Below are 16,744 nucleotides of genomic sequence, written 5' to 3' on the forward strand. Positions count from 1 at the left end.
GGCCAGAAAGGGAGTATAGCCATGCGTCATGAAGCTGCCCTAAACAGCGCTGGTTTACAAGCGATCCGTGCGGCTTCATCTCCCGGATCGCTCAGGCTGGCGAGAATTGAAGAACAGGACTCGATCTATGGCAAGCTTTCTTCCTTGCCGGTCGAGGAATGGAACCGCGAGGCAAGTGAAATGCACGACGCCATTATGGCGCGGGCGGCGGTATTATGCGAAGAGGCGATGGTACGGGAGGGCTTCGGCCCCCCGCCAGCCTCTTACGCTTTTATTGCCTTCGGAAGCGCCGGACGGGCGGAACAAACGCTGTGGAGCGATCAGGACAACGGGTTGATTATCGGAGACGGGGATGAAGCGGAGACGGAATCCTATTTTCAGACATTCAGCTCAAAACTTTCCCGAATTCTGACCGAAGTTGGTTATCCTCCTTGTCCCGGCAATGTGATGCTGTCCAATTCCTTGTGGCGGCACTCGCTGAAGGAATGGAAGAATCAATTCACAGGGTGGCGCGAGCTGCTGGGATGGGAGCAGGTTAGATACCTTATGATCGCGGCGGATATGCGTCATATCTCTGGAGATGAGAGCTTGTCTGCGGCTCTCCGCAAAATTTTGACCGATGTCATGGAGATCGATCAGGGAGTGGATCAGGATCTGATTTCCGCCATATTGCGCAATACGGTGAGGCATAAAGCCGCTCTGAATGTGCTGGGTCAAGTGATTACCGAACCTTCGGGAGAACACGCCGGAGACTTTGATGTGAAATACGGGCTTTATATTCCGATTGTTAATGCGGTGAGGTATTTGGCTATGCAATACGGAGTCGAATCCTCAACGACATGGGAAAGGATCGGGCAGCTTTATCAGTTGGAAGCCGTTCCTAGCCGCTGGCTGGAGTCTTGCAAAAAAGCCTTTGATACAGCCGTGCGGTTAAGATCCCTGACGCCGCCGGAAATTGAAGACGGATTGCTGACAGGCACTCATTATTTGCCGCAGATTATGATTAGGCAGAAGGAACTCCGGCGCGAGCTTAGGGAAGCGCTGGGTACGGTGAGGCTGATGTACCGGACGCTGCAGCGGCAGCACCGGTATACGGAAAGGAAATGGCTATGAAGGAACCGATGAAAGGGAACGGCGGTTTCTGGGATGCCTTGAAGGGAGGGGGAGTGCCTCGAATTGCTTCTATGCTTGGCGCACCAAGCGCCCAGCAAATTGCGTTTGTCCGCTCCCTGACCAAAGGGCAACGCCGCCCGGAAACGCTCCACGTTTCGCTTACCGATTTGAAAATCGCGGTTTTCGATTTGGAAACGACAGGATTTCATTATCATTATGGTGATGAAATTTTGTCATTTGGGGCGGTAAAGGTGGAGGGGGACAATATTAGTGATGATGTGTACTACTCTCTTGCCAAGCCGGCATGCGATATTCCTGAGCGCATCGTGGAATTGACCGGGATTACGCCGGAAATGGCCGGTGACGCGCCGCCTTTGCTCGAGGCGCTTCGCGGTTTTATGGCGTTCGTCGACGACCGGGTGCTGGTGGCCCATGGCAGTGCCCATGACAAAGCGTTTCTCGATGTCGCCCTTTGGAAAACGACCAAAGCGCATCTCGGGCACCGGGTGCTTGATACGATGATGATTGCGCGCAAGCTGCATGCGGACAGCCGCACATCCGGCTTGGACGAATGGCTTGCTATGTATGACATTCCCATTACGCAGCGGCACCATGCGCTTGAAGACGCCAAGATGACGGCCAGTCTATGGAGTGCATTGATAGGACGTCTCAAAGAACAGCGGGTCATTACACTTGGCGATCTTTACACTTATTTGAGCAAAACCTAGGGCGTTATTCCAGCAAAAGCGACAATTCGGTTTGATGCAAGGTATAACTTCCGTTCTCATAGGATTCGATACGATAAGCGTTCAACCAAAAGCCGTCCGGAGCACCGGGCGGTTTTTCGGCTTGTTCGGGCGAATCCGGCGATCCGATCAGATAAAGCCTAAGCATGCCGGCAAAAAGGGGCAGTTGCCTGAGATCGGTATCGGAGGGCATCGGAAGCGTCGTCGGATGGGTATGGTAAACGCCGATCAGCTTCGGGTCAAAGCAGCTCCTGACCCACTCGGCGGGGTCGAATTCAAAAGTGTGCTGCGGCGCGGCGGCAGCGTTGGATAACGGCAGATAACGTTCGATGATGGAAGCTTCCGAGGAGAATGTTCCGAACAGGAGTCCGCAGGCCTCCTCCGGATACCTCCGGCACCCGTCTTCCTTAAGGCGGCGCCACGCCTCCGGATATATAAGCAAGCCGGGATCTTGAGCGCCCAATGACAGTGAATGCTGCATCTCTTATCGCTCCGAATCGGTTTAATTTTGAAGCTAATTTCACAGGTCTGTAACATATCGTAAAATCAGGGTACAATGTTAATAGAAAGAATTATTTAGCCACAACCCACCATACCATAAAGGAACGAGCGAAATGAAGCGAAACCGATGGATTCTGGCAGCTTTTCTGATTCTCTTGGCCGCCGTTCTGTATGAAAATCGCGGTGAGGGCCTGTTTTCGTATTCCGGGGCTGGGGCGGAGCCGGTGTCGTCGTCCGCTTCGGAGGAGAACAAGTCTCTTGGAGAGCTTGCCGCCGAAGGGGCTCCGAAGCCGGGAACGCCGTCTCCGGCATTTTCCCTGAAAGCGCTGGATGGGGAAACCTATGTAGTCGGCGGCAAACGAGACAAAGCGCTGCTCTTGAATTTCTGGGCCTCCTGGTGTGATCCATGCAAGGAAGAAGCGCAGGACTTAGTTGCCCTGGCCGATAAATACAAGGATTCGCTTGATGTCTACGCGGTTAACGTTACCGTTTACGACAAGCTGGAGGATGCCAAAGCATTCGTGAAAAAATACGGATATAACTTCCCGGTTCTGCTCGACGAGAACGAAAAGGCGTACCGTTTGTTTAACGGCGTCGCGTTTCCGACGAACGTCCTGATCGATGCGAACGAAATCGTCCGGGAGGTTATCGTTGGCACTCTTCCACCGGAGGAATTGGAAGCAAAGCTCATGAAACTCTTGGAGCAGCCCCAATCATGACCAACAATCAAAAACCCGAAGTGTCCGTCAGGATTCTTCGGGTTTTTGCGTTATCGATTAAGTGAATAATACCGCGGCCAGTGCCAAAAACGCCGGAAGCCCCTGCACCAGGATAATCGATCTCTTTGCGGTAAGTCCGCCGTAAATGGCGGCGACGGCTACACAGGCGAGAAAGAAAATTTGAATCTGCTGGCCAAACGCCGCATCTCCATGAACCAGCCCCCAAATCAGGCCAGCCGTCAAAAATCCGTTATACAAGCCCTGATTGGCTGCCAGCGATTTGGTTGCCGAAGCCAGTTCGGGCGTTGTGCCGAAGGCCTTTCTTGCCCGGGGCGATGTCCACAGGAACATCTCCAAAATGAGAATGTAAACATGCTCCAGCGCTACAATCCCTACCAGAATTTTGCTTAACCATTCCATCGTTTTGTACCTCTCTCCATAGATCAATGATTGACCAGTCCCCAGCCGGCCGACGGAATTTCTTCGTAGTCCTCCCGTTTGGTCTGACCGATGAGAGCATACCGCAGACTGTCAACCAAGGCTTCCCAGCTGGCTTCGATGACATTGCTGGAGACGCCGACGGTGTTCCAGGAATTTTCAATATCTTTGGATTCGATAAGCACGCGAACTTTGGAAGCCGTCGCATCCTTGTCATCGAGCACGCGCACTTTATAGTCGGACAAATGCATTTCTTTGAGACCCGGGTAGTAGGTGATCAATGCTTTGCGAAGCGCGTTGTCGAGCGCGTTGACCGGACCGTTGCCTTCTGCCGCTGTGTATATGCTGGCTCCGTCGATATTCAGCTTGACAAACGCTTCCGAAACGACCGGGTTGCCCGCTGATTTCTCCACCAGCATTTTGAACGATTCGAATACGAACAGTTCTTTAAGCTCGCCGTTTGCCTGTCGAAGCAGCAGCTCCAGCGAAGCGTCCGCCCCCTCGAATTGATACCCCTGGTGTTCAAGATCCTTGATCTTGGCGATAACCTCGCGGGTATTCTCATTTTCGGGATCGAAGTCGATGCCCATCTCCTTGGCCTTGGATAAAATGTTGCTTTGGCCCGCGAGCTCGGACACAAGCACCCGTTGCCGGTTGCCGACGGTTTCCGGAGAAATATGCTCGTACGTGCGCGAGTCGCGAAGAATCGCGGAGACGTGGATGCCGCCTTTATGGGCAAACGCGGCGGTTCCTACATAAGGTTGATTAATCGGCAGATGAACGTTGGCGATCTCGCTGACAAAACGGGCCGTATTCGTGAGCTGCTTCAACCGATCGGGTTCGAGCACCGTATAACCGAGCTTGAGCTGAAGATTCGGAATGATGGAGCAGAGGTTGGCATTGCCGCAGCGTTCGCCATAGCCGTTCATCGTTCCCTGAATCTGCTCCGCGCCGGCGCGAACCGCGCTGATCGAGTTGGCCACCGCCAGCTCGCAGTCGTTATGCGTATGGATGCCGAGGCGCGAGCTCGTTGTCTTGCCGGAGAGCACGCTGACGATATCGTGCACTTCATGCGGCATGCTGCCGCCGTTCGTGTCACACATGACCAGCCAGTCGGCTCCCGCTTCCTCGGCCTTGCGCATGACGGCGAGCGCATATTCCGGATTGTTTTTATAACCGTCAAAGAAATGCTCGGCGTCGAAGACAACTTCAAGGCCTTGCCGCTTCAAGTAAGCAATGGAATCGTAAATCATCGCCAGATTTTCCTCAAGCGTCGTCTGCAATGCGGTATGGACGTGGAAATCCCAGGACTTTCCGACGAGGGTGGCAGCATGAACGCCGGCTTCGATCATCCGGTTCAAATTGACGTCATGCTCCGCGATGCTGTCCTTGCGGCGGGTACTGCCGAATGCGGCGATTTTCGCCTGCAACCGGAGATCCTTGACACGGGAGAAAAATTCGATATCTTTGCTGTTGCTTCCCGGGATTCCGCCTTCAATGTAATGGACACCTAGCTGATCCAGCTTCCTTGCGATCTTCAGCTTGTCGTCCGCCGACAGGCTAATGCCCTCGCTTTGCGTGCCGTCCCGAAGAGTTGTGTCGAAGATGGATAAAGCTTTTGACATGATGGAAGTGTCCCCCTTTGGATGTCCTGAATTTGAAGTAACCGTTTTGGTATAATTTCTTTATTATAACACCTGTTTTTTTAAATGTAACACGGTTTTTATGATTTTGCATGGGCCGATGTTGACCCGTTATATAGGGAAAGGTATGCTGGGAGAAAGGGTAGAACTGATAAATGAGGGGTAGCCTGTGAAAAATGTCGATGATTATTATCCGGCTAAGGGCAGGGTCATTCTTCACGTCGATATGAACGCTTTTTATTGCTCCGTGCACGAAGCGGAGGAGCCGGAAAAATACCGGAACCGCCCGACCGCGGTGGCCGGGAGTGTGGAGCTGCGCAAAGGCGTTATCGTCACCTGCTCCTACACGGCGCGCAAAATGGGAGTTGCCACCGGGATGACGGTGAGCCAGGGGCTGAAGAAATGCCCGGAGCTGATCGTTATTCGTCCGAATTTCGATTTGTACCGAAAATATTCGAAGGCGTTCATGAGTATCGCATACAGCTACACGCCGCTGCTTCAGGCCATGTCGATCGATGAATGCTATCTCGATATTTCCGGTTCGCGCCAGTTCGGGACGCCGCTGGATATCGCCCGGGAACTACAGCGGCGGGTTGCCGATGAACTGGCGCTTCCGTGTTCCATCGGGATAGCTCCGAATAAGCTGCTCGCCAAAATGGCCTCCGATATGAAAAAGCCCAACGGAATCACGGTGCTCCGAATCCGGGACGTGCCCGATCTGCTGTGGGGCAAGCCGTGCGGCGATCTGTTCGGGATCGGCCGGAAAACTGCGGAAAAGCTGAAATTGATGCGGATTCATACGATCGGTCAGCTCGCGGCGGCGGATGAACGCAAGCTCGAAGAGCGCTTTGGCGTGTTTGGCATCTGGATGAAGCAGGCGGCGAATGGGCTTGACGACTCTCCGGTGCGCGAGGAGCGTGAGAAGAGTAAATCCGTCGGGCACACAACGACGCTCCCGAAAGATATCAGCAGCATGGAGGATGTACAGCGGGTGATGCTAAACCTGGCGGATCAGGTGGCGAGAAGGCTGCGGCGGCAGAAGCTGGTGGCGCAAACGGTGCAGATCACGATCCGGACGCCTGATATGAAGACGATCACTCGCTCGCAAACACTGGAGACCGTCACCGAAAGAGCGGAGGACATCTACCATGAAGCCTGCGAACTTTACCGGAAACACTGGAGCGAAGACAAACCCGTGCGTCTGCTCGGAATTACGCTGCAAAACCTGGTGGACAAGGAGGACTCGGCGCTTCAGCTTGACCTGTTCGATTATGAGCAGCAGCCCAAACGGGAGTCGCTGATCAAAACGATGGATATGCTGCGCGACAAATTCGGCGAGGATGCCGTCCTGACGGCCGGAATGCTGACTGACGATCCGTCCGCGCTCATCCGCAATCACAAGGTCCGCGGAACCTCTTTGCAGAAAGATTTTCTGCGGGAAAACAGCGAGGAATGATCACGATTCTCAATTGGAATAATACGGAAAATACATTGAATTTACCAGCCGTTTATATTATATTGATCATGGTGATGTAACAAGCACCGGACTTGTATTTGTTTATTTCAGGAGGCAGAAAAAGATGGCGAAATATACTTGGGTTGAAAAAGAAACTTGCATCGCCTGTGGCGCTTGCGGCGCTACAGCACCGGATATCTACGATTACGACGATGAAGGCCTTGCCGAAGTCATTTATGAAAACGATGGCAACCGCGGTGTAACGGAAATTCCTGAGGATTTGCATGACGACCTGCAAGACGCTAGCGACGGCTGCCCAACGGATTCCATCAAAATTGCGGATACTCCGTTCAATAAAGAAGGCTAAGCTTAATCGTCACGGTACGAAGAAGGGGTTGTCCCAAAAGGAATTAACTAAACTTAACAGACAGCTCGAAGAAATGGCGATGCGTGGGAATTATCCCTGCATCGCCATTTCTTTGAGCTATTGCCGCTTATATAAATGAACTTACTTGATTGGAATCCTCACTGAGTCGTTATATGGCTCGAGAGAAACCATGCTTTTTATGACTAAATCATGCGGCTTTTCTTTAGTGGCGAACAACAAAGTTCTTGTGCTTTTAAACGTTCCGTCCGCTTCCTTAAACCCGGTTTCCCCTTCGGTAGCCTGTAAGGGAACACTGCCGGATTCCGTCTCAATGGATACTCCGTCGAATACTACGTCTTCATCGGTCTCGATAGTAATCCCAATACCTTGGTCTCCCAAAACCACTTTCATGATCTTAAGCTCTCGCCCTTCCAATGACAGCGGCGCGCCGATCTTATCCAACGGAACTTTCTGGTCAATCCCGCGATATGCGGAAAATTTCTTTAGATCAAGTCGCAAAGATTGAAGATTTTCCGGGAGCGAGTCAAAACGCAAGTTGAATGCCCTTGTATGCCCCGTTGAATCCAACGGGCCAATTTCGCTGCCGATCCGCGCAACCGGCTCTCCGTTCGCCAACAAGTCGACACCGCTTAATGCCTGGTCCAGCTGTTTATCATTTTCCAATTGAACCGTGCCTTCAATTAAAGTCATTGTCGGTGTTGCGGTGATGGATCCAAAGGTAATGCTGCTGCCGCCAATCTTGAGCGTTTGTTTGATAGGCTGTTTGATCTTTGTTGCCATCGCCATGTCCGAGTAATAGGGGAATGAAAGATGTCCTTTTGTCCTCTGATCCTTTCCGGGGGTATTTTGCCAATATGAAAGTGTCAGTTTTTTGGCAAACGGGCTGACTCGCTCAAAAGTAAAGTATCCTTTAATCTCGTTTTTGTTCCTGCCATCACTCGCACCTGACTGGAAACGGGAATTCGTCCCAAAACCTTTAATCCCGATAGCTTGGAAAATATCCGTGCCGCCATCAATAATGCCCTTTGGATTGCTCAGAGTATAGAACAAAATAAATTGATTCTCATCCGACATGATCCCATTAATCGTTAGCTCGGTACCGTCCGCAAGTTGTGTTCGTTTTTCGAGAGCTTGTCCCTTTGCCTGGTTGCTAAGTTCGCTCAGAGTGGCATTCACGACTCCGTCAAAGCCTAACAGGGTTTTCCCGTAATAGGCCAGCGCATGGTATTGATTGCCGGCAAACAATATAACGGCAAAGAGGGCTGCCGCGATTTTCCAACCGCTCTTTATATGCAATTTCCGGGTTCTCCGCGGTACTGCCTTATCCAAAGCTTCTCTCAATCTTGACTCCATGTTTTCGGGGGCTGCAAGCGAGCCCAGCGTCATCTCCAAAAGCCGATCCTCATCCATTTTACTCATGTTCTTTCCTCCCTTGCAGCTCTCTCAGCCTTTTTAAACCGTTATAAATCCGGGATTTGACAGTTCCTGTCGGAACATGAGTCAAATCGGCAATCGTCCTATAGTCCAGATCGCGATAATATTTGAGATGGAGGGCTTCGCGCTGTTCATCGTTTAAATGCGACATCAGCGCGTTGAGGTCCATTTGCTCTTCCGCCTGACGATATTCATAGGTCCCGCCATGTTCCTCGCGGCCGCTTGACTCCGGAAGCTGATCCCCGATCGGCACGACTTTGCTGCTTCTTTTGAGCGATCGGATGCATTGGTTGACCAGAATGGTCTTACTCCAGGAGTAAAAGGCGTCTTCCTTCTTTAAATAAACGATCTGCTCGTAGAGCGTAACGATCATGTCCGACAGAGCATCCATGGCGTCCGCCTCATTTTTCAGATAAAAATAAGCCAGCCGGTAATATTTGTCTTTCTCCGCCATAATTAATTGCAAGAGAGCTTCCTTGTCCCCCTTCTTGGCCTTCTTTACGCTGGATGCGATACTCATGTCTTCACCTCTCTTTACTTTAAGAGCATATAGCGGCCCAAAAGGTTCATTTGAAAATGGATTTCACGGTAATATTACCATTTAATTAGCTTTCCTCATTTTTACAGTAGGCTTTAAGTCGCAAATTTGGTTTTCGCGAAGGAACGGGTTCAGTATCCCGGCTATTTTTACCGATATATAAAGATATATCCGATCACCTTTTTGGAGGATGTCAATGTCGAATTCGGTGTATCTCAAAAAATATGTGGAGAATCATCCTAACAATAAAATGGCCTGGTACCTGCTGGGCAAGGAATATGAAGCAACCGGACAGGAGGGCAAGGCCCACTACTGTTACATTCAGGCCGGGAACGTATACGAAGCGTTTGAGTCCGGCAAAACCCCCGAGGATTTATGGAAGGGCTATCAGGCGGGCATTGTCCAGGAGTCAAAACGTTTGGAGAAACGGGGAAAGCTTATCCGCAAGGTAGGCGTGGCGCTGCTGTTTGCGCTGCTGCTCATCTTTCCGTCCGCCCAAGTTCCGGGAGGCTCGCCGTCTGCGGACAGCGCCCAGGAGGCCAATGCGGATACCGTAGAACCTGCGGTCGATACGCAACTGCCCGATGACAATGCAGGCGTAGATAACGCGGAGACTGTTTCTGAGCCGCCCGTTAAGGGTCCCGTTTTTACGGCAAAAGCATATGCGGGCGGCTCTGGAGATCCCGCCAAGACGCTGGGCGCCCTGCTGCAGGAACCAAGCCGGAATCAGCCGACCGTGCTGAATACCGCGGTTCTCGGCATGAAGCCTGCCGGCAAATGGCTGATATGGTCGGATAAAATGCCGATTGTCTACGGCATCGAGCGCAGTCAGGAGGGCGGACGCACCACGATTCAATCTTATGACTCCGCCGCCTGTAAGTGCAAAGCGCCGGATGCGTCGGGGCTGATGAAGGACGCGAAAAAATGGGAGGAGCGCCAAGAGTCGCTTGCTGTGCTCTCTTCGGCGATGACCCGCTATAAACAGCAGCTTGGCAACTGGCCGTCAACCTTGAAGGAATTAACCGGCCCGTTTCCTGACAATTGGCTGGCGGGGAGCAATGACGTGATGGAGCAGGCTTTTGCGCCTATGCTTAAGGAGCTTCAAAGCGGAAACGGAAACGACAATTCAAGTGACGAAAAGGGTAAACCGGCGAATTCGGCGGATGAGGCAACCGGCTTCCGTCCGGGAGAACAGCCGTATTTTGACAAACCTTTGGAAATCATCGTCGACAAAAGGACGCATCGTCTCGCGGTGGTCAGCGGAAATATCATTTTAAGAAGTTATCCGATTGGACTGGGCGGAGACCATACGCCGGAAGGCACGTTTGCGATTTCGGAAAAAGTCGTGAACCCGAACGGAAAGGACAACGGAGAATTCGGAAGCCGCGGCATGCAACTGTCGGATACGAACTACGCGATCCATGGAACGAACGATCCGGACAGCATCGGTAAAGACGAATCGAAGGGCTGCGTCCGCATGGGGAAAAAGGATATCGAGGAATTGTTCGATTTGGTGCCCAAAGGAACGAAGGTAACGATAGGAAAGGGGATATTGTCTTCGCTTGAGAGCGTCCCGAAGCAGCGTTTTGCGCTGGGACACCGGCAAGATCAGACAAATCCCCATCGAACATATCACTGGCTGTAGTAGCTTAGTAGTTTAAGTCTGGAACAAAATAAGCACGACGGCAACGGCTATAATGAGCACCGCTACAATGGATATGGTCCAGATGAGCGCTTTCTTGTTGACCTCATCTCTTTTTTGCTGCAGCGTAGGCGGTTTGCGTTTGGTTGACATGGATACCTTCCCCTCTCTTTACTATAAGGAATTGACAATTATCGGTACACATATCTATATTGTAATGGCTTTCATTTCAAATATCCATACATGTCCGCTATTTCACAAAGTTCATGCCGACTTTTCTTTTGCCGGAGAAACGGCTAAACTGGTTATAGAGCAAGGAAAGCTTGACGAACGGAGTGAATAACGAACGTGTTGTACCGGCATATAGGAAAACCTGCGTTTTTCCGGATGGATCCGGAAAAAGCACATCATCTCGTGATCGGCGGTTTACATACGGCTTCCAGGGTCCCTGGTGCGGCCTTGATGCTTCGCGGATTGTACGGCGTTCATGAAACGCCGGAGCTTGCTATCGAACTATTCGGAATTCATTTCCCTTCCCCGGTTGGGCTTGCCGCCGGGCTCGATAAAAATGCGGACGCCGTTGAGGGCTTTTCCTCCATTGGGTTCGGGTTCATGGAAGTAGGGACGGTAACGCCGAAAGGCCAGCCGGGCAACGATTTGCCGCGGTTGTTCCGGCTTCCGTCAGAGGAAGCGCTGATCAACCGGATGGGCTTCAATAATCGCGGAGCGGAACAAATGGCAAGGCGACTTGGCGCACTGAAATCCCGGCCCATCCCGATTGCCGTAAACATCGGCAAAAACAAGACGACGCCCAATGAACAGGCATACCGCGACTATGAACAGTGTATTTCGGCGCTATATCCGTACGCCGATTTCTTTGTGGTGAACATCAGTTCACCGAATACGCCGGATTTGCGTAATTTGCAGCATGGCGACGATTTGTCTTCACTGCTTGAGGCTGTGGTTGGTGAGATGGCGGCTCAGGCCAAGCGGCATGGTTCGCGAAAGGCGGTGCTGGTGAAAATCGCCCCTGACGTCACTGACGATGAGTTGGAATTTATGGTCGAAACGATTAAGGCCAGCGGCGTTTCCGGGCTTATTGCAACCAATACCACCGTTTCTCGGGAAGGGATTCGGCACAGCCGTGCCAAGGAAACCGGCGGACTTAGCGGGAAGCCGCTTGCCGCCCGCTCGACTGAAATTATATCCAAAGTGTACCAGCAAACGGAGGGACGGCTGCCGATTATCGGATCAGGCGGGATATTTAACGCCGCCGACGCTTACGCCAAAATTCGCGCGGGAGCTAGCTTGGTCGAGATTTACACGGCACTTATATATGAAGGTCCTGAGATCAATCGCGCCATTCACCGCGGCTTAAAGGAACTGCTGAGGCGGGACGGATTCGCCCATATATCCGAGGCGGTAGGGGCTGATCACCGATAAGCTGGGTACTGTAGACAGGAGGCATTAGGATGGACAGTAGGGATTGGGGAACATTTTTGCTTCCATATGAACAAACTGTTGAGGAATTGAAAGTGAAATTGAAAACGATGCGTTCCGAGCTGAAGAAGCTTGAGGAGTATGCGCCTATCGAATTCGTGACCGGCCGCGTCAAGAAGATTTCCAGCATACTGGACAAAGCCAAAAGACTAAACGTATCCATGGATGACCTTGAGACGGGTATCGAAGACATTGCCGGCATCCGCATTATGTGCCAGTTTGTCGAGGACATCCGCCGGGTTGCCGAATATATCCGCATGCGCAAGGATCTCAGAGTTTTGTACGAGAAGGACTATATTACGAATTACAAAGAAAGCGGCTACCGCAGCTTCCATATGATCGTGGAATATCCGGTGCAAACTGCGCTTGGGCAAAAAAATGTGCTGGCCGAAATCCAAATCCGCACGCTGGCCATGAATTTCTGGGCGACGATCGAGCATTCGCTGAACTATAAATATCGGGAAAGCCTGCCTGAAGAAATGCGGGGACGGCTGAAAAAAGCCGCCGAAGCCGCATTTGTCCTCGACAACGAAATGTCCAGCATCCGCCAGGAAATTCTGATCGCGCAAAAGAGCTTCGAAGACGACTCGAACATTGTTTCCGTGCTGCTTTCATCCATTCACCAGCTGTACTTTTACCATTTGGTGTCCGAGGCGATCAGCGCGCAGCGCAAATTTAACGAGCTATGGGAAGCCCACGACATGGAAGGCATCAAGGAACTGATGAATGAGGTGAAAGACCTCATTAAAGCGCACAAAAAAGTGGAGGAACCCGGGGATGAGCTATGAGCCGCTCTATGTGGCCTATCTGATTTATTTTAACCGGGACCGCGATTATTTTGAGTGTCATGAGGTGCTCGAGGAACTGTGGCTGAGCCGGGGCCGCGACCCGCTTTATAAAGGGCTGCTTCAGGCTGCTGTGGGACTGTACCATTTTCGGGGCGGAAATGCGGGGGGTGGCCGGAAAATGCTGCTTTCAGCGGCGGAGCGGCTCGCGGCGTATCCTGCGGACAGCTTGGGCATCGATCTGGAAAGCCTGCGCAGCGAGATTCGGAAATATGCCGAAGCGTTGGAGAGCTATATGAGTCACCCGTTCGAATATTATGATTTGACGATTTCCATCCTGGATCCTTTGCTGCTCCAAGAGGTGGAAGAGGCGGCGAATAAAATTGCGCCCAATATCCCGCAGCGGCGCGGGCCTGAGCGGGGGCCGAAACACGAAGAGCGGCAAAAGAAGTTGCTGGAACGGGATACCGACCCCAAAAGGGTTCGTTTGGATAAATGAAAAATGTCAAGGTCCTCCCTTTGAATGGGGAGGGCTTTTTTGTGCTAGGGCGGATCGGGACGCTTCCCGTATCGGGAGGGAGGGCCATATGGTACAATAAGATTGTTTTGTAATGGATCACCAGCTTAAACGGAATGGAAGGTAAATGAATGGCGATACAGTTGCCGGTAGCTTTTCTAAATCGAATGCGGGAGCTGCTGGAGGATGAATATGACGAATTCCTGTCCTCCTACGATAATCCCAGATACGCGGGCATCCGCGTAAATACGCTGAAAATCGGCGTCGAGTCGTTCCGGAAGATCGCTCCGTTTGAACTAAGGCCGATTCCGTGGTGCGAGACGGGGTTTTATGTTGATGAAAGTCTTAAACCGGGAAAACACGCTTTTTACCATGCCGGTTTATATTATATTCAGGAGCCCAGCGCCATGGCGCCCGTGGAACTGCTGAACGTCGTTCCGGGAGACCGGGTGCTTGATCTGTGCGCGGCGCCGGGAGGCAAGTCGACGCAAATTGCGGCCAAGCTGAACGGGCGGGGAATGCTTGTCACCAATGACATCAGCGCCGAGCGGACGAAAGCGCTGGCCAAAAATATCGAGTTGTACGGCGTCCGCAACGCGGTGGTGCTGAATGAATCGCCGGAGCGGATCGCCGCCAAGTTTCCGTACTTTTTCGATAAAATCCTGATCGATGCCCCTTGCTCGGGCGAGGGCATGTTCCGCAAGGACGAGGATATGGCGCGGCAATGGGAGAAGCATTCCATCGCCAAATGCACGGCGATGCAGCGGGATATTCTCAGAACGGCGGCTTCCATGCTGGCGCCGGAGGGGTTGATCGTCTATTCCACCTGCACGTTTGCGCCCGAAGAGGATGAGGCGATGATTGCCGAGTTCCTGGAAGATAACCCGGATTTTGAAGTGGTTCCGCTCCCGCGTGGCGCCGGGATTGAGCCTGGCCGGCCGGAATGGCTGGACTGGCTGCGGGGAAAGGAAGGCGGCGCGGGTTTTGCCGCGGAGATCGCTACTCAAACCGCAGGGTGCGGCCGGCTGTGGCCGCATCGGGTTGAAGGAGAGGGCCATTTCTTTGCTTTGTTGCGGCGGAGAGGGGCAGCGGGTTCACAGGAGGACCGGCCGCAATTTGACGATGAGACGGTTGGCAAGGCGACGGAAGAACGCTACCGGCGCGATTCCGCCGAATCCCGTCAAGGCGGCGGGAAAAAACGGGGGCTGCCTGCCGGAGGCCGGAAAGGGCCGGATGAACATGAGCTGCTCGGCAGTTGGACATCCTTTTCGGAGGAGCAGCTTGATCTGCACAATGAACTGCCGGGAGCTCCGCTGCTGTTCGGGGGCAATGTTTATTTGTCGCCGCTGCCGAAGGAGCAGTTGGACGGATTAAAAGTGGTTCGCCCCGGTTGGTACGCGGGTACGGTTAAAAACGGCAGATTCACCCCCGGCCATCCTCTGGCAACCGCGCTAAAGCCGGAAGAAGCGGCCAGAACGCTGGATCTCTCCGCTGCGGCGGGGGAAGCGGTCCGGTATTTAAAAGGCGAGACGCTGGAAATTGCCGTGGACCGAATTCGCTGCCGGCCGGGCGCGATGCCTAAAGGATACGTTCTTGTAACGGCGGACGGATATTCGCTGGGCTGGGGCAAGTGGCTGGACGGCCTTTTGAAAAACGAATATCCCGCAGGCTGGAGGTGGACATAAGGCATGAGTCAAGGCAAAAAAACGCAGCGTATCGATAAAATTTTAGGCCACCTGGGATACGGCTCGCGCTCTGACATCAAAAAGATGGTCAAGCAGGGGAGGGTCACGCTGAACGGCGCCGCCGTGAAAGACAGCGGCGTCCAAAGCGATCCCATGGCCGACACCATTGAAGTGGACGGGGAAGCCGTCTTTTACCGGGAGTACGTGTATCTGATGATGCATAAACCTCCGGGCGTGATTTCTGCGACCGAGGATACGCGAGAGCGGACCGTCATCGACCTGCTTCCCGCAGAATTCCAGGTTTTTGCGCCATTCCCGGTCGGCCGGCTGGACAAGGACACCGAGGGTCTTCTGCTGCTGACCAACGACGGCCAGCTCGCCCATGACCTGCTCTCCCCGCGCAAGCATGTGCCAAAGACCTACGAGGCCATCGTCCTCGGTCACATCGGCGACGCGGAGGATAAACGCTTCAAGCAAGGCGTCGAACTCGACGACGGATACGTCACCCTTCCCGCAGAGCTGAACGTGCTGGAGCACCGCACACTGGACGACGGCAGCAAGCAGTCGCTCATCCATCTGACGATCTCGGAGGGCAAGTTCCATCAAGTGAAGCGAATGTTCGAGGCCGTCGGCTCCAAGGTCACCTACCTGAAGCGGATCTCCATGGGCCCTCTGGCCCTGGACGAAACCCTGCCGATGGGTTCCTTTCGCGAGTTGACGGAGCAGGAACTGGAAACCCTGCGGACCTACAAAAAATAGCTAAGGCAAACGTAAAGCGATTCCCGCAGGGAGAGCGCTGTTAGCAGGAAGTAGCAGAAAAGCACCCACAAATTAATCCCTGCACAAACGTAAAGCGATTCCCGCAGGGAGAGCGCTGTCAGCAGAAAGTAGCAGAAAAGCACCCACAAATTAATCTCTGCACAAACGTAAAGCGATTCCCGCAGGGAGAGCGCTGTTAGCAGGAAGTAGCAGAAAAGCACCCACAAATTAATCTCTGCATAAACGTAAAGCGATTCCCGCAGGGAGAGCGCTGTTAGCAGAAAGTAGCAGAGAAGCGCCCCACAAATTAATCCCTGCATAAACGTAAAGCGATTCCCGCGGGGAGAGCGCTGTTAGCCGAAAGTAGCAGAGAAACGCCCCACAAATTAATCCCTGCATAAACGTAAAGCGATTCCCGCAGGGAGAGCGCTGTTAGCAGAAAGTAGCAGAGAAGCGCCCCACAAATTAATCCCTGCACAAACGTAAAGCGATTCCCGCAGGGAGAGCGCTGTTAGCACACAGTAAGGTAAAAAAGCTACCTAGTTGAACTCACCGCCCCAAGCGGGAGCGCTAAAAGTAGAGCGTGCCCGCAGGGCGACAAGCGGCTTAATTAGCAGCCTAAGTATCCCGGGTGCGCTAAAGCGGCAGTCACGAGCAGGCCGGTTTACCAGGTAACCCGGGTGAACTTAAAGTAAGACGTACCCGAAGGGGGAAAAGCGTTCCACGCACCAAAGTCCAAGCGCATCCCCGAAGGGGACAGCGGCAGGAGCGCCTCTGCCCCTCCAACGTTATCCCAGTTTGCGGGAGTCCAGAGGGCTGCAAGCCCTTGGGGCCCTCCCTTACGGTAAGGGAGGGTTTGGGAGGGTTGAGATAAATTAAA

17 protein-coding genes are annotated in these 16,744 nt (G+C 52.9%); 11 read left to right on the forward strand and 6 right to left on the reverse strand.

Annotated features, from left to right (window positions below; genetic code table 11):
• The first annotated feature begins 21 nt into the window (after nt 1-21).
• Both ACI48K_RS05635 and ACI48K_RS05640 read left to right on the forward strand, forming a co-directional pair.
• Nucleotides 22-1,113, forward strand: coding sequence for a DUF294 nucleotidyltransferase-like domain-containing protein (locus tag ACI48K_RS05635; RefSeq protein ID WP_475026570.1), 1,092 nt, complete (start codon nt 22-24; stop codon nt 1,111-1,113).
• Nucleotides 1,110-1,841, forward strand: a complete 732-nt coding sequence (locus ACI48K_RS05640; RefSeq protein WP_475026572.1) for an exonuclease domain-containing protein — start codon at nt 1,110-1,112, stop codon at nt 1,839-1,841. The genes ACI48K_RS05635 and ACI48K_RS05640 overlap by 4 nt, the downstream gene beginning before the upstream one ends.
• A 4-nt stretch (nt 1,842-1,845) precedes the next feature.
• On the opposite strand, the gene ACI48K_RS05645 is transcribed toward ACI48K_RS05640, so the two are convergent.
• Nucleotides 1,846-2,340: a M67 family metallopeptidase gene (locus ACI48K_RS05645; RefSeq protein ID WP_475026573.1), complete on the reverse strand. Its 495-nt coding sequence runs from the start codon at nt 2,338-2,340 to the stop codon at nt 1,846-1,848.
• 133 nt (nt 2,341-2,473) lie between these two features.
• On the opposite strand from ACI48K_RS05645, the gene ACI48K_RS05650 reads away from it, so the two are divergent.
• Nucleotides 2,474-3,079, forward strand: a complete 606-nt coding sequence (locus ACI48K_RS05650) for a TlpA family protein disulfide reductase (protein ID WP_475026574.1) — start codon at nt 2,474-2,476, stop codon at nt 3,077-3,079.
• Nucleotides 3,080-3,136: 57 nt separating this feature from the next.
• Here ACI48K_RS05650 and ACI48K_RS05655 read toward each other — a convergent pair whose 3' ends face one another.
• Both ACI48K_RS05655 and cimA read right to left on the reverse strand, forming a co-directional pair.
• On the reverse strand, nt 3,137-3,499 hold the full coding sequence (locus tag ACI48K_RS05655) for a DUF1304 domain-containing protein (RefSeq protein WP_475026575.1): 363 nt from the start codon (nt 3,497-3,499) through the stop codon (nt 3,137-3,139).
• A 23-nt stretch (nt 3,500-3,522) separates the two neighbouring features.
• On the reverse strand, nt 3,523-5,142 hold the full coding sequence (gene cimA / locus ACI48K_RS05660) for a citramalate synthase (protein ID WP_475026576.1): 1,620 nt from the start codon (nt 5,140-5,142) through the stop codon (nt 3,523-3,525).
• 187 nt (nt 5,143-5,329) lie between these two features.
• On the opposite strand from cimA, the gene ACI48K_RS05665 reads away from it, so the two are divergent.
• A complete protein-coding gene (locus ACI48K_RS05665) occupies nt 5,330-6,616 on the forward strand; it encodes a DNA polymerase IV (protein WP_475026577.1) in 1,287 nt (428 codons plus the stop codon).
• A 124-nt stretch (nt 6,617-6,740) separates the two neighbouring features.
• The gene (locus ACI48K_RS05670; protein WP_475026578.1) at nt 6,741-6,983 is read left to right on the forward strand and encodes a ferredoxin; all 243 of its coding nucleotides are present in this window, start codon (nt 6,741-6,743) and stop codon (nt 6,981-6,983) included.
• Nucleotides 6,984-7,124: 141 nt separating this feature from the next.
• Here ACI48K_RS05670 and ACI48K_RS05675 read toward each other — a convergent pair whose 3' ends face one another.
• Nucleotides 7,125-8,423: a DUF4179 domain-containing protein gene (locus ACI48K_RS05675; RefSeq protein WP_475026579.1), complete on the reverse strand. Its 1,299-nt coding sequence runs from the start codon at nt 8,421-8,423 to the stop codon at nt 7,125-7,127.
• Complete coding sequence (locus ACI48K_RS05680; RefSeq protein WP_475026580.1) at nt 8,416-8,958, reverse strand: RNA polymerase sigma factor; 543 nt, start codon at nt 8,956-8,958, stop codon at nt 8,416-8,418. The genes ACI48K_RS05675 and ACI48K_RS05680 overlap by 8 nt, the downstream gene beginning before the upstream one ends.
• A gap of 214 nt (nt 8,959-9,172) precedes the next feature.
• Here ACI48K_RS05680 and ACI48K_RS05685 point away from each other — a divergent pair, with 214 nt between their 5' ends.
• Entirely contained in the window at nt 9,173-10,621 is a 1,449-nt protein-coding gene (locus tag ACI48K_RS05685) for a L,D-transpeptidase family protein (RefSeq protein ID WP_475026581.1), read from the forward strand.
• Between the two features lie 12 nt (nt 10,622-10,633).
• Here the strand turns inward: ACI48K_RS05685 and ACI48K_RS05690 are convergent, their stop codons facing one another.
• The gene (locus tag ACI48K_RS05690; protein WP_475026582.1) at nt 10,634-10,771 is read right to left on the reverse strand and encodes a hypothetical protein; all 138 of its coding nucleotides are present in this window, start codon (nt 10,769-10,771) and stop codon (nt 10,634-10,636) included.
• A 195-nt stretch (nt 10,772-10,966) separates the two neighbouring features.
• Between ACI48K_RS05690 and ACI48K_RS05695 the strand changes: the two genes are divergently transcribed.
• The 5 genes from ACI48K_RS05695 to ACI48K_RS05715 all read left to right on the forward strand — a co-directional run bounded on the left by ACI48K_RS05695 (nt 10,967) and on the right by ACI48K_RS05715 (nt 15,864).
• Nucleotides 10,967-12,061, forward strand: coding sequence for a quinone-dependent dihydroorotate dehydrogenase (locus ACI48K_RS05695; protein ID WP_475026583.1), 1,095 nt, complete (start codon nt 10,967-10,969; stop codon nt 12,059-12,061).
• Nucleotides 12,062-12,090: 29 nt separating this feature from the next.
• Nucleotides 12,091-12,906, forward strand: coding sequence for a GTP diphosphokinase (yjbM, locus tag ACI48K_RS05700; RefSeq protein WP_475026584.1), 816 nt, complete (start codon nt 12,091-12,093; stop codon nt 12,904-12,906).
• Nucleotides 12,896-13,402, forward strand: a complete 507-nt coding sequence (locus ACI48K_RS05705; protein WP_475026585.1) for a DUF309 domain-containing protein — start codon at nt 12,896-12,898, stop codon at nt 13,400-13,402. Before yjbM ends, ACI48K_RS05705 begins: the two co-directional genes overlap by 11 nt.
• Before the next feature lie 149 nt (nt 13,403-13,551).
• On the forward strand, nt 13,552-15,105 hold the full coding sequence (locus ACI48K_RS05710) for an RsmB/NOP family class I SAM-dependent RNA methyltransferase (protein WP_475026586.1): 1,554 nt from the start codon (nt 13,552-13,554) through the stop codon (nt 15,103-15,105).
• A gap of 3 nt (nt 15,106-15,108) precedes the next feature.
• Nucleotides 15,109-15,864: a pseudouridine synthase gene (locus tag ACI48K_RS05715; protein ID WP_475026588.1), complete on the forward strand. Its 756-nt coding sequence runs from the start codon at nt 15,109-15,111 to the stop codon at nt 15,862-15,864.
• Nucleotides 15,865-16,744: the final 880 nt, after the last annotated feature.

Source organism: Paenibacillus terrisolis (assembly GCF_056171975.1).

Coding starts and splice junctions, on each gene's coding strand:
- ACI48K_RS05635 (WP_475026570.1), top strand. CDS start 22: ATGCGTCATGAAGCTGCCCTAAACAGCGCTGGTTTACAAGCGATCCGT.
- ACI48K_RS05715 (WP_475026588.1), top strand. CDS start 15,109: ATGAGTCAAGGCAAAAAAACGCAGCGTATCGATAAAATTTTAGGCCAC.
- ACI48K_RS05670 (WP_475026578.1), top strand. CDS start 6,741: ATGGCGAAATATACTTGGGTTGAAAAAGAAACTTGCATCGCCTGTGGC.
- ACI48K_RS05655 (WP_475026575.1), bottom strand. CDS start 3,499: ATGGAATGGTTAAGCAAAATTCTGGTAGGGATTGTAGCGCTGGAGCAT.
- ACI48K_RS05685 (WP_475026581.1), top strand. CDS start 9,173: ATGTCGAATTCGGTGTATCTCAAAAAATATGTGGAGAATCATCCTAAC.
- ACI48K_RS05640 (WP_475026572.1), top strand. CDS start 1,110: ATGAAGGAACCGATGAAAGGGAACGGCGGTTTCTGGGATGCCTTGAAG.
- ACI48K_RS05710 (WP_475026586.1), top strand. CDS start 13,552: ATGGCGATACAGTTGCCGGTAGCTTTTCTAAATCGAATGCGGGAGCTG.
- yjbM (WP_475026584.1), top strand. CDS start 12,091: ATGGACAGTAGGGATTGGGGAACATTTTTGCTTCCATATGAACAAACT.
- ACI48K_RS05680 (WP_475026580.1), bottom strand. CDS start 8,958: ATGAGTATCGCATCCAGCGTAAAGAAGGCCAAGAAGGGGGACAAGGAA.
- ACI48K_RS05675 (WP_475026579.1), bottom strand. CDS start 8,423: ATGAGTAAAATGGATGAGGATCGGCTTTTGGAGATGACGCTGGGCTCG.
- ACI48K_RS05645 (WP_475026573.1), bottom strand. CDS start 2,340: ATGCAGCATTCACTGTCATTGGGCGCTCAAGATCCCGGCTTGCTTATA.
- ACI48K_RS05690 (WP_475026582.1), bottom strand. CDS start 10,771: ATGTCAACCAAACGCAAACCGCCTACGCTGCAGCAAAAAAGAGATGAG.
- cimA (WP_475026576.1), bottom strand. CDS start 5,142: ATGTCAAAAGCTTTATCCATCTTCGACACAACTCTTCGGGACGGCACG.
- ACI48K_RS05650 (WP_475026574.1), top strand. CDS start 2,474: ATGAAGCGAAACCGATGGATTCTGGCAGCTTTTCTGATTCTCTTGGCC.
- ACI48K_RS05705 (WP_475026585.1), top strand. CDS start 12,896: ATGAGCTATGAGCCGCTCTATGTGGCCTATCTGATTTATTTTAACCGG.